Annotated in this window: 14 protein-coding genes and 1 tRNA gene; 6 read left to right on the top strand and 9 right to left on the bottom strand. The window is 36.6% G+C overall.

The annotated features are described in order from the left end of the window. Positions 1-45: 45 nt before the first annotated feature. On the bottom strand, positions 46-1,377 hold the full coding sequence (gene rpoN / locus IGK53_RS03580) for an RNA polymerase factor sigma-54 (RefSeq protein WP_430605005.1): 1,332 nt from the start codon (positions 1,375-1,377) through the stop codon (positions 46-48). Positions 1,378-1,436: 59 nt separating this feature from the next. On the opposite strand from rpoN, the gene IGK53_RS03575 reads away from it, so the two are divergent. The 4 genes from IGK53_RS03575 (at position 1,437) to IGK53_RS03560 (ending at position 4,115) form a co-directional block, all read left to right on the top strand. Beyond that, a tRNA-Arg gene (locus IGK53_RS03575) sits at positions 1,437-1,508 on the top strand. Positions 1,509-2,216: 708 nt separating this feature from the next. Then, on the top strand, positions 2,217-3,143 hold the full coding sequence (locus IGK53_RS03570; RefSeq protein WP_073357423.1) for an ABC transporter ATP-binding protein: 927 nt from the start codon (positions 2,217-2,219) through the stop codon (positions 3,141-3,143). Further along, complete coding sequence (locus IGK53_RS03565; RefSeq protein WP_002342849.1) at positions 3,133-3,906, top strand: ABC transporter permease; 774 nt, start codon at positions 3,133-3,135, stop codon at positions 3,904-3,906. The genes IGK53_RS03570 and IGK53_RS03565 overlap by 11 nt, the downstream gene beginning before the upstream one ends. A gap of 5 nt (positions 3,907-3,911) precedes the next feature. Next, positions 3,912-4,115 (top strand): hypothetical protein, encoded by a 204-nt coding sequence (locus tag IGK53_RS03560; protein WP_228840951.1) that lies wholly within the window; start codon positions 3,912-3,914, stop codon positions 4,113-4,115. A 49-nt stretch (positions 4,116-4,164) separates the two neighbouring features. Here IGK53_RS03560 and IGK53_RS03555 read toward each other — a convergent pair whose 3' ends face one another. The 8 genes from IGK53_RS03555 to IGK53_RS03520 form a co-directional block, all read right to left on the bottom strand. Further along, positions 4,165-4,902 carry a sensor histidine kinase gene (locus tag IGK53_RS03555; RefSeq protein WP_271104428.1) on the bottom strand — a complete coding sequence of 246 codons (738 nt, stop codon included), beginning with the start codon at positions 4,900-4,902 and terminating at the stop codon, positions 4,165-4,167. 547 nt (positions 4,903-5,449) lie between these two features. Further along, positions 5,450-5,728 (bottom strand): LytTR family transcriptional regulator DNA-binding domain-containing protein, encoded by a 279-nt coding sequence (locus IGK53_RS03550; protein ID WP_253248205.1) that lies wholly within the window; start codon positions 5,726-5,728, stop codon positions 5,450-5,452. A 210-nt stretch (positions 5,729-5,938) separates the two neighbouring features. Then, positions 5,939-6,154, bottom strand: coding sequence for a hypothetical protein (locus IGK53_RS03545; protein WP_253253567.1), 216 nt, complete (start codon positions 6,152-6,154; stop codon positions 5,939-5,941). A 188-nt stretch (positions 6,155-6,342) separates the two neighbouring features. Beyond that, positions 6,343-7,233, bottom strand: a complete 891-nt coding sequence (locus IGK53_RS03540) for a polysaccharide deacetylase family protein (RefSeq protein WP_073357422.1) — start codon at positions 7,231-7,233, stop codon at positions 6,343-6,345. Positions 7,234-7,315: 82 nt separating this feature from the next. Continuing rightward, complete coding sequence (locus tag IGK53_RS03535; RefSeq protein ID WP_002308550.1) at positions 7,316-8,215, bottom strand: RsiV family protein; 900 nt, start codon at positions 8,213-8,215, stop codon at positions 7,316-7,318. A gap of 16 nt (positions 8,216-8,231) precedes the next feature. Next, the gene (locus IGK53_RS03530) at positions 8,232-8,738 is read right to left on the bottom strand and encodes an RNA polymerase sigma factor (RefSeq protein ID WP_002292824.1); all 507 of its coding nucleotides are present in this window, start codon (positions 8,736-8,738) and stop codon (positions 8,232-8,234) included. A 265-nt stretch (positions 8,739-9,003) separates the two neighbouring features. Then, a complete protein-coding gene (gene rpoE / locus IGK53_RS03525) occupies positions 9,004-9,624 on the bottom strand; it encodes a DNA-directed RNA polymerase subunit delta (protein WP_002292825.1) in 621 nt (206 codons plus the stop codon). 75 nt (positions 9,625-9,699) lie between these two features. Next, complete coding sequence (locus tag IGK53_RS03520; protein WP_002292826.1) at positions 9,700-10,137, bottom strand: DUF1934 domain-containing protein; 438 nt, start codon at positions 10,135-10,137, stop codon at positions 9,700-9,702. 162 nt (positions 10,138-10,299) lie between these two features. Between IGK53_RS03520 and IGK53_RS03515 the strand changes: the two genes are divergently transcribed. Together IGK53_RS03515 and IGK53_RS03510 are read left to right on the top strand one after the other, a co-directional pair. After that, positions 10,300-11,130, top strand: coding sequence for a lipoate--protein ligase family protein (locus IGK53_RS03515; RefSeq protein WP_002342855.1), 831 nt, complete (start codon positions 10,300-10,302; stop codon positions 11,128-11,130). Then, positions 11,114-12,481: an HD domain-containing protein gene (locus IGK53_RS03510; RefSeq protein ID WP_002308544.1), complete on the top strand. Its 1,368-nt coding sequence runs from the start codon at positions 11,114-11,116 to the stop codon at positions 12,479-12,481. Before IGK53_RS03515 ends, IGK53_RS03510 begins: the two co-directional genes overlap by 17 nt.

Genomic DNA, 12,481 nt, shown 5'->3' with positions numbered 1-12,481 from the left:
AAAAGATCAGAAAAATTAAAATACTTTTTCTGATCTTTTGGATGATTAATTATCATAACGTTTTCTTTTTGATGAACTCGGGATTCCTAATAAATCACGGTATTTTGCTACTGTCCGTCTTGAGATCGCTATCTCATCTTTTTTCAGCAATTCAACCAATTTCTGGTCCGACAACGGCTTGCTTTTGTCTTCTTGATCAACTAATTTCTGCAACTTTTTCTTCGCAGTATCTGCCGAAAGATCTTCTGTCTGTTCTGCACCGTTAGTAGGGATTCTTGCAGTGAAAAATTTCTTTAACTCAAATACACCGAAATCTGTTTCCAAATATTTCCCGTTGACTGCTCGACTGACCGTAGATTCATGCACATTTATCTCGGTCGCAACTTCCTTTAACGTAAGAGGTTTGATGGGCCGCTCCTTGTCGATAAAGAAAGCTTTTTGCCGAGAAACAATGACTTGAGCAACCCGCAAAATTGTATCCCCGCGTTGGAGGATCGTTTTCTTCAACCATTCGAATTCCTGTTTCCGTTCTTTTAAATAATTTTCAGTTTCTTTATCTGCTTGTTGTGACATTTGCTTGAAGTAGGTCTCTTGAAATCGGATATTCGGTTGTTTTTTTCGGTTTGAGATGACTTGTACATTTCCATCGTCCACTAATACCCGGACATCAGGAATAATGTACAATTCGCTACTACGATCGAAAATTCGTCCTGGACTTGGGCTCAATGTTTGCAAATAGTCGAATATTTGCTGAACAGCGTGTAAATCAACAGAAAAACGCTGCGCAATCTCTTTCCATTTTCGCTCCACCAATTGCTCAAAACATTCTTCTAGCACGATGTAGGCTAGTTCCGGCGCATAATCATCCCGTTCCGTTTGAAGCATGAGGCATTCTTGCAAACTACGTGCACCTACTCCAGCTGGTTCTAATTGCTGGATTAGTGTCAACGCATCGAGCATTTGGATAGGCGTCGCTCCGATCTCTTTTCCAGCTTCCTCTAAACTAATCGTCAAAAATCCGTTCAAATCGATGTATTCTACAAGATAAAGAACGATTTTCCTTAAAAAAGTATCTCGGTAATTCAAGTGGACTTGTTCGATCAATGAATCAAATAAAGACCCTTTTGTATCAGGAATCTGATTTAGGTAATTTGTCTCTTCTCCTTCATAAGAAGATGAAGAAGCTTTTATGTAATCTGGCTGCCATTCCGGCTCAACAACTTCCACCAATGGGTTTTCCATTGCTTGGTTCTCAACGAATGCCAACAGCTCTTCACTGTTATATTGTAAAACTTGGATGGACTGCTGCAACTGTTGCGTCATGGCTAGTTTCTGTGTCTGCTGCTGTTTTTGTGAAAAATTTTGCTCAAATTTCATTTTTTTGTCCAATCCCCTTGTAATTTTTTATCTGTTTAGTTACAATTATCCCAGTGCTTGCGTCCTTAGTGTAGTGGATATCACGTAAGATTCCGGTTCTTGAGACGGGGGTTCGATTCCCTCAGGACGCGTTCTATTTTTTTATAGTAGGATTCACGACACTTTCTACCAGAGACGGAAAGTGTCTTTTTTTTGCTTTTCCTAAAATTTGCCTACCCATTAATTCCTACCCTCAACGTTACGCAAGTCACTTTTATTTTTGAAATGCTGATGTTTGAATGTCTTCCATAGCAACATGCTAAAGTAGATACGCACTTATTATACCTGTTCATCTAACCACTTATCAATCACATTTCGACTAAATCACCAGAATCTATTCACTCCAACATAAAATGTACATATAATTGACTTTTATCCCTTTTGTTTATGGACATATTCTAACACTTCTAATTTTTTGTTGATTCATCTCTTTTGTATGAATAACTTTATTTTCAAGTTAAATCATCTTGTTTATACACTAAAGTTTGAATAAGGTTAAATATTACAGCTACTTGGTTAATTGTATCATTTAGATTGTTGAACGTATTTTTGTTTTATTATTAATTTATCGAATTTGATGATAAAACATTGATTCGACGATCTTAATGCTTGGCAATTTCGAGTCTACAGTATAACTGACATACGTTTAACTTTAAACATGATTAGGGATGATCCTTTTTTGTTTGATAACAAGACTTGCCATTCGAAATTAATCCTTGCTCTAGGAATGGGTGCAGATATATTCATTCTTTTAGTGTGGTTAATACCAACAATCAACTACTTTAGGACGTGATTTTACTATGAACAATCATTTAAGTATCCATTCTCTTTCAAAAAAATATAAGAATAGTAGTAATTTTGCCAATAAAAATATAACTATCGTTTTTTCCCCTGGAGAAATTGTTGCTGTAACTGGACACAACGGTGCAGGAAAAACAACTTTCTTAAATCAAATCATAGGCGGAACAAAACCTACTTCCGGTAGTATTACTTTTCAAGGCCACTCTTTAGATAAAAACTGGAAAATGGCTAGGCAATTTGCAGCAATGATGCCCCAATTTCATGCACCATTAGATGGGGTTACCATGCAACAGTCTATTGAAGCTATTTTAAGGATACGAGGATTTAATAAATCTGATACCCAGACTCACGTTATAGAGATTATGCAAGAACTTAAAATTTCGAAATGGGCACATGTACAAGGGCAGAAACTATCAGGCGGATTGCAAAGGCTTACTTCATTTGCCATGTCTATTGTTGCCCCTCCACCAATCTTACTGCTTGATGAACCTACAAATAATGTTGATCCGATAAGAAGAAAAATCATTTGGAATTCCTTAAGAAAATTAGCTCAAAAAGGACACATTGTAATTGTGGTAACTCACAATTTACTCGAAGTAGATCAATATGCAGATAGATATCTACTCTTTGATAAGGGAACTTTAATTAAAGATGCGTATGTTCGCGAATCGTTAGAAAAAACGTTGATCCAAATGCACCTTGTACTATTCTCTGATAAGGAATTTGAAATGCAAGAATTACCTAGAAATATTGGCTGTATCTTACAAAAGGGTGAGTTACGTTACGATGTCACTTTGTCACAAGAACAAGTAGTTGATGCAATGATATGGATTAATGAAAAGATTTCATCAAGAGAAGTAACGAACTATAGCTTATCACCTCAAACATTAGAAAACACATACGGAGGATTAACGAATGAAAAATAAGCAAAGCTACGATTCCTATTCACGCCCTTCCGATAGTCGATTATTTCAATTATACGCTTTACTTAGATGGAGTCTAGTAAGATACAAGGTACTTTTGCCAGTCTTTACAGTGGCCCAACTGCTACTATCATTAGCAATTGTTTACGGACTCACTTTTTTAATTCCTACAATGGATGATACAACCGCTGTCTATTTATCCTCTGGTGCAATAGTACTTGGGATTATTGCTGTTGGGGGCGTCTTATCGGCACAGATAGTAAGCACTGCTAAGCAAAATGGGATCGTTTCTTATCAAAGAACACTGCCCGTTTCCCGATTCAATCTCCTATTGGCTGATTTTATTATCTGGGGATTCGCTTCTTTACCAGGAATCCTGATGTCTTTTCTTGCTTCATCCCTAAAATTTGGTCTAGCGATTCATTTTTCTGTCCTGTCTGTCGCTTTATTGATTTTAGCTCAAATGTCGATGATTTCTATCGGATTTTGTATTGCTTACTGGCTGCCCGCTAACGGAGTGTCTTTAATGACACAAATCATCATGATTGGCGGGTTACTTTTTTCACCGATTACTTATCCGGCCGATAGACTGCCTGAATGGACAAAAATAATATATGATTTCTTACCTTTTGTCCCAACAGCCAATTTGATTCGTACTTCTTTTTTTGGCTCTGGATTTATTCAACTAAAAAATATCCTAACAGTTAGTATTTGGTTAATCATCACCGGCGCATTGTCATTAAGAGCACTATCACGGAGGAATTGAAGATTTTGAGAAGAATTGAAATAGCTGAATTATATAAAACCACCTCTATCACTGCTGTTATAAACATTATAGGTGTTTCAAATATTGTCGTTTTAGGTGTATTGAATTACACAATATTAACATTTATACTGTCAGTTTTTATCGCTCTGATTATTGGAATGACACTAATCACCTTTACACAACGCATAGAAAAAACAGAAATACTTTAAATTCCAATAATGGAAAACCAGACAGACTAACTTTTAAATTCTGTAGTCTCTATTCATAAACATCAAACAATACGATGCTTGCAAAGTATCTATCAGCTTCAGTCCAAGTATGATAGATTCCACCATTTTTCTCGACTAAAGATCTTATACTTTTTGTACCTATACCAGCACTCTGTCTTTCCTTTCTTGTATATCTCTCATTGACTAAATAAGCATTATTTATCTCTATGAAAAGATCACTTTTAAACTGCTTAATAATCACGGTGATATCTTTGCCTTTTCCGTTATTTCGAGTGCATGCTTCGATTGCATTATCCATTAGATTTCCCACAATGATTGCTATAATATCATAATCAATTTTTACATTTTCTGATATAAAAATCGATGTATTGACCTGAATTTCCGATTGTTCTGCTATAGTCAGTTTTTCATTTAAAATATAATTCAAGATAGGATCCGAAGTATAAAAGTCAGTAATCGTTTCTTGTTGTTTCATCGTCTTCCTCAGATATTTCTTAGCTGAAGAAATATCTTCATTTTCTAACAGCCCCGATAGAACTAAAAAATGATTTCGCAAATCGTGTCTAATTTGTTTCAGATTCTCTTGGCTCTTTTTAATTTCCTCCACATATTTTATTTCTGATTCAAGCGCCTTCTTCTCTAGAGAGATTTGATTGATATGTGCTTGATGAAAAGAAATACTGTGATAAAGGCATAAAACACAAATATTCATGATTACAATTCCCATCGTTATAAAAATATCTATTATCGTTCTATTGATGGCCATGTTTACTTCTGACATAAGAAACCCGAAAGGTATGATACTTGAAATAATCGGAATTGAACTCATTGTTAAGAGAGATATAGTATTAATTTGATTATGTAGCGTTTCTTTTCGTGAAAGGAATAGTCGCATGCCAAAGAAAAATAAAATTTCGATAAGTAACGTGAGACTAGTGCTAAATAGGATCGAATAATGAGTAATTGTATTTTCTACCTGATTCAAAATTATTAACTGAATCAACTTGACGGAAACCGATTCGCAGATGAAATTAACTGCTAGTAGAAACAACATCCAAAAGAAAATCTCACTATCTGATAAAAAATATTTCTTCGCAATACTCGCAATTACAAAAAGACTCAAGAAAATATTAATATAAGGTAAATATTCAAACGGTAAAAAAAGATTCGAAAGGAAATTGAATAAAATAATCGTACAAATAATTAAATTTATCAAGAAAGTCTTACTTTTTTTACTGCCACTCCAGAGAAAAAATAATCGAGCAAAAAAACGTACATTATTAGACTAATATTTCGAAGTAACTCATCTTCCATTAGAATAAATCTCTCTTTCGCATAAGTATCTTTGTTAGAGCGTCTGTTTTAAACTTTCTGCTTATAGGCAATTCAATGATATTTTCGCAATTGCTTAATCGAACATAGTTTTTTCCTATTTCTCTTATATGCTCCATATTTATAATAAATGAAGTATGTGTTTGAACAAATGTTGATGTCATCTTAGCAATGATCTCCGAAGTTGACATATTTGCTACATATTTGTTTTGAGATGTCATATTGATGAATACTTGACGTCTATTTTTTTCAAAAAACAAAATGTCATTTAACGCGATTCGATAATCCGTTTTTCTATAGGAAAACTCAATTTATTATTTAAAACTCCTAAATATTTGATAGCCCTTTCAATCACTTGAAAAAAATAGTTCTGTTCCAACGGTTTCAGAATATAATCAAACGTATGTAATTTAAAGACTTTTTCCATATATTCTCGATAACTCGTTAAAAAAATAATCGGAACATTGAAATCATTTTGCCGAATAAAATCTGCTACCTCCATTCTTTCCTGGAAATTCAATATCTAAAATATACATATCAAAATTTAATTGATCCATTTGTTTGATCAACTTTGACGGATCATAATATACATAAGGTTCAAATAAATCTGGATCATAATTTTGCAACAAATTACCTACATAGTTAGTAATGCCAAGTTCATCATCGCAGATAGCAACCTTCAACATAATATCACTCCTATTGTATGCTGACATACCTTGAATGTGTACAACTATTAGGGTTCGATTCCCTCAGGACGCGTTCTATTGCCATTTTAGCATAACTTCCGAATGTTTGCTTCTTTACTTTTCAAGTGAAAACTGTCCACCAAAAAAATTAGCGGACAGTTTTTTTATTATAGTATACTTGTTTTCACTTACTGGACTGGCCGATGATCGTTTCTGCCATAATAATTCTCGACAGTCGTTGGATGTCCTAATAAATCCCCCACTGTCGTAATGCGGTACCCTTGCTCTTGCAGATAATCGATCACTTGAGGGACGGCACGAATCGTTTCAGGATAAATATCATAGAATAAAATAATTGCACCATCGTATACTGTTGCTTGGATCTTCTGCAAAATCAAATCAGGATTTCTTGTCTTCCAATCTTCTGAATCGACCGACCATTCGATGATTGGCCGCCGGATAACACTTGCTCCTACACTTGTGATCGAACCATAGGGCGGACGAACGAAAGTGGGGGTTTTACCAGTGGCTTTTTTTATCCCAGTGTCTGTTTTTGCCACTTCTTCTGTGATCGACTGGGCAGAAAGCACCGCCAGATCCTGATGATCATACGTGTGATTGCCGATCTCGTGTCCTGCTTCAGCTGTCTGCTTCACAATTTCAGGATGTTGCGCCGTATTTTCTCCTAAAACAAAAAAAGTGGCGTGTACGTTTTTTTCTTTAAGTATTTGCAACAGCTGTGGTGTCGTGGTCGCTCCTGGTCCATCATCAAAACTGATGGCAATACTTTTGACAGTTGGATCTTGGACAGCTTCTGTACTTTCTTGTGTTGGTTCTGGTTCAGTTGATTGACTTTGTGTTGATTTCACTGATTCTTGAGTGGATTCATTGACGCTAGCTGTTTCAGTCGACTTGTTTTTATTCGTTGATTGTTCTGATTGTTTGAAAGATTGTGATGAGCGTTCCGATGAAGTTACTTTTCCTTTCTCTTCGCTGATCAATGATGCGACCGAAGTGACTTCGAAAAATAAAAGCACGGATAAAGCAATGATACTGATAACTAAGTAATTTCTTTTCACTACCTCTCTTCTTTCTCTTCTTAATTACTTACTTGAAAATAACTGTAAAAATTTGAAACTGCTAGTCGCAACTACTTCTCGCCTAATGATCCAAATAATTTTCCGATGCCAAAATCGTTTTTGTCACGGACTTGGGAATGACGAATTCTGGTGTTCCCATATAACCAGGAGCAATTTCATATTGAGAAAAAGTCAGAACTAATTGATGCTCTTTATTCAAATAAAAACTTCGTGTTGGTGTAACAAGTGTTGGTTTTTCTATCGTTCCTTCTTGAATATCTTGTTCAGTCCAATAGTACTTAGACGGATCTTCCTTGACTTGTTCGGCCATTTGCCGCTTGACTTCTTTTGTCAAAACAGATAGATAGGTGTCATCTTTGAATAACAGCGGAAGTGAGAGCTGGACACTGTTTTTCTTGTCGATCGTGTCGTATCTTTTTTCAACGTGGCTATCCGCTGCTGTTTGGGTAATCTGTCTTTCGATCACAAGAAACCGGTCATCGTCTACGATTTTCTGATAATCACCCAGAACTTGGTAATGATCCGTTTCAAGATTTCCATATTCTTTTTCAGCTTTTTTAAAATCTGCTTGTCCTTCGTGAAAGTATTTTTGGTTTAATCCATGAATCGTTTTGTTTTCTTTCTCATTTTGAGTATGGATCTTCGGTACTTGAATATCTATTTTTTCAGATTGATCAGTAAAACGTTCACCTAAGATCAATTCAATGACTGATCCTAAAATTGGCAAGTCTTCTGCAAAGCTTCGAACTTGACTATTAAAAAGGAGACTACTTGTTGTAATCATCACGATAGCCAAAGATACTACGAACCCTTGGAGGCGTCTTTTTCTCCGTCTTGCTTTTATGAATGATTGCTCTTCGATAAGAAAACGCTGGCGGATCTCCTCTTGAAGCCCTCTTGGAATTTCTTGTTCTTTATAAGTTTTCTTTAGTTTTTTTAACTTTTCTTTTTGAGAATACATAGCGGTCTTCTCTCCTTCATTCTAGGATTTGACGTAAAACATTCAGTGAACGATACATTTTTGTTTTAACTGTGTTTTCGTTCATATCTAAGATAGTCGCAATTTCTTTCAAACGAAATCCTTCAAAAAAGTAAAGGATCAGAATCTCTTTTTCCGGACTGTCTATTTTATCTAAAATCATATGAAGTTCTGCAACGGAAGTTTCTAAAGGTAATTGCTGCGGGATATCTTGAATTTCAAATAAGTCAACAGGTGTCCTTTTTTGTCTGCGCCAACTATCTAATGCCGTGCGGATCAATATCCGGTAAAACCATGCACTAAAATGCTCGATTTCTTTTTCTTTTTCAAAATACTTCAGTGCTTTATGGAAACTATCTTGCATCACATCTAAGGCCTCTTCTTTATCATGTACGTAATTCATCGTGATACGGAACATTTTTTGATAATCAGTTTCGATGAGTCCATTCAGCAGGTGACGGTATTTTTCAATCTGCCGTTTTTTCTTATATCCAGTAAAAATCATTCTCCACTCCTTTCCGCCTCACTTAATATGACGTACAAGGTACGCTAAAAGTTTCAATTATTTTATTTTTTATGTATTTACTTTGAATTTTTATATACAAAAAAGAAGGTGTGACAAAAATCATGTCACACCTCCTTATTCCGATAGGTTCAACGTCTCTATTGCAACCTCTGATACACGGTGTTCTAGAAGTAGCTTCTTCGGAAATAAGTGGAAATTTCTTGAAGTTGACCACTTCCGTCACAGCCTCTACAGTAAATGATGTTTATTCTTTTTCAGAGTCAGAAAATTCTTCCTCTTCATAGTCTTCATCATCATCGTCTTCGTCTATGATACTTAAATCTTCTTCGATATTCCCAGGCAAGTCTTCTTCATCATCTGTTGGGTCATCTGCTCCAATTTCTTGCAAGTCAGAATTATAAGCAGCGATTTCTTCATCTTCATCATCATCGTCATCAAACAGATCATCGTCGTCTTCTTCTGTCAGATCTGTATCTTCTGGGTCATCGTCATTGTAATCGATCGCGTCTTCATCATCATTGATAAAGGCGTTGACTTTCTTGCGTTTACGGCGACGCGGAGTATCTTCATCCTCTTCGTCCATTCCATGGTTTACTTCTTCATCGATCGAATCGATAGCATACCATGAACGCAAGCCCCAACGATTATCCCCTAATGAGATAAAGCTGCCGTCAATATTCAAGTCAGTATAAAATTGTGCGAGTGAATCACGAATTTCACTGTCTGATTTACCAAGATAGTTTTGGATTTGGTTGGCTAAATCAGAAAAATCCATGACATCGCCACGTTGTTCTAAGATCGCGTGTGCTACTTCGATCATTGATAATTCGCTTTTGTTTGCACCTTCAAATACACTAATTTCCAATCAGGACACGTCCTTTCACAGTCTACTCCTTATCATACAAAATCAGACACAAAAAATCAAACTTTTCTTTTATATTTACGCTGTAAAATCCAATGTCAAATAATATTCGCCGATTTTTTCTAGTCCCATGAACAAATCATAATCGATCCGAACCTTTCCTGCTGTGGGACGGTCTTTCAAACTTACATGCAGTTCTTTCGTAAAGGTAGCAATCTGAATCATACCGTATGGTGTTCGGTAGGCTGTTTCTAACCGTTCTTTATAACCAAATTTCAAACGCATTCGCATTTCTCCTGCACGAATCAGCTGTACATGACCATCTGGAACTAATTTGATCGTTACAGGGATTTCATCGCCTGTTTCCTCTTGCATCTCTTTATACCGTATGTACAGCGTATCGCCAATCGTCACCATTTGCCCTTTCAAATCAAAATAAAAATCTTGCACTTCCCCTTGTTGTTTCACTTTTGTACGCAATTTGATCGAAATCGGTGTTCCTTGTGATAATTCCATTCTTCATTCTCCTTTACTTCTCATAGCTACATTGTTCCTAGTTTCTTTTGTTTTGTCAACCAACTTGTCCATTTTTACAGAAAACCTTTTTTCCAAAACAACTCCTTGAATTTAGAGTATAATATTGTAGAAAATATGAATTTATAAAAAGGAGCCGGTTGAATGAACCCTGCGATTCGACTAGATCAGCACATTTATCAAAAAAACGACTTTTCCCCTTTCGCATTAACAGATATATTAACGGAATATTCCAAAGAACACCAGCAGATCTTTTTGCATTTCTGGCAATATGACTGCACCGTCATCTTAGGTATGAAAGATGTTCGGACACCTTTTCTTAGAGACGGGATCCAAACACTGAAAGATGCAGGTTATGCTCCGGTAATCAGAAACTCAGGTGGATTAGGAATCGTATCAGACGAAGGGATTTTGAATATTTCTTTGATTTTCCCCCAGAATGACCAAAAAAAAATAACCATCGATGGAGCTTACGAGCAAATGCTCCGATTGACTAAATACGCCTTTCCGAAGGCACCGATTCAAGCATTCGAAATCACCCATTCTTATTGTCCTGGAACTTATGATTTAAGCATCCATGGCAAAAAATTTGCCGGCATCGCTCAGCGTCGCATCAAAAATGGGATTTCTGTTATGATGTACTTAAGTGTCAACGGTAATCAGGAAAAGCGTGGGCAAGTCATGAAACGATTTTATCAATCTGCTTTAAAAGAAAGCTTTGGTACAAATGGCTATCCTGCAGTCGATCCTGCCACAATGGCAACACTTGAAGAACTGCTTGACTATCCCCTTCTCGTAGAAGAAGTCAAAGAAGCATTTGCAAAAGCTTTTGAAAAGCTGTATTCTGCAAGTGATTTACTGGATTCTACCGACTGGCTAAAAAAAGAAATCCAGCTGGAGCAATGGAACAACCAAATCCAGAGAATGGAACAACGCAATAACATAAAGGAGCTACAATATGACAACCCCTTATAAATATCAAATGCTGCCTATGGAGAAAGTTTTTCGTGACCCAGTCCATAACTATATCCATGTCCAGCATCAAGTAATCTTAGATTTGATCAACTCGAAAGAAGTCCAACGTCTGCGACGAATCAAACAATTAGGCACTGCTTCTTTCACTTTTCACGGAGCAGAACATAGCCGTTTTACCCATTCATTAGGTGTTTATGAGATTTCAAGACGAATTTGCGATATCTTTTCTCGAAATTTTCCAAAAGAAAAGATAGGCAACGGAGGCTGGGATGATCAGGAACGGCTGGTAACTTTATGTGCGGCACTATTGCATGATGTCGGTCACGGTCCTTACTCTCATACATTCGAGCACATCTTCCATACGAATCACGAGGCTATCACTGTAGAGATTATCACTTCTCCAGAAACAGAGGTGTATCAGATCCTTAACCGAGTAGAAGAAGGTTTTCCTGAAAAAGTAGCGAGCGTGATCCAAAAAACCTACTCTAATCCGCAAGTTGTCCAAATGATTTCCAGCCAGATCGATGCAGATCGAATGGACTATTTGCTTCGGGATGCTTATTTCACCGGAACGGAGTATGGAACATTTGACCTTACCCGAATATTACGTGTGATTCGTCCATATGAAGGCGGGATCGCCTTTTCCATGAGCGGCATGCATGCAGTGGAAGATTATATCGTTAGCCGATATCAAATGTATGTGCAAGTGTACTTCCATCCTGTTTCCCGTGGTATGGAAGTGATCTTGGAGCATCTGCTTCATCGCGCGCACGAGTTGTATCAAGAAGATGCCAGCAGTTTTGAACTACACTCTCAACTACTCTTGCCATTTCTTGACGGAAGCTTTACTTTAGAAGAATACCTCAAACTTGATGATGGGGTCTTGGGTACTTACTTTACTCAATGGTCTGAATCTGCTGATCCTATTTTAAATGATTTAGCTAAACGTTTTTTGAATCGTAAACCACTGAAATCCGCCACTTTTTCTGGCAACCGAGATTCAAATTTGATTCAAAAACTCACTTTGTTAGTAGAAAAGGTCGGCTATAACCCTGTTTATTACACTGCTGTCAACTCTAGCTACGATCTGCCTTATGATTTTTATCGCCCAGAACAAGGCAGACATCGTACGCAAATCGAGATTTTGCGAAATGACGGAACTTTGATAGAATTATCACAGGTGAGTCAGCTTGTTGCCGCTTTAGCGGGACAAGAACAAGGAGATGAGCGATTTTTCTTTCCAAAAGAAATGGTTGACCCATCCTTGCGTGATCATTATGATTTATTTGATGAAACTTATCAAGAATTTGCCAGCCATATCCGTAATGGCGCATTGATTGAAATAAACTAA

The organism is Enterococcus sp. DIV1224, from assembly GCF_050555455.1.
Taxonomy (GTDB): domain Bacteria; phylum Bacillota; class Bacilli; order Lactobacillales; family Enterococcaceae; genus Enterococcus_B; species Enterococcus_B lactis.
Note: the sequence above shows the minus strand (reverse complement) of the source record. Positions and strands in the feature narration are given on the sequence as shown.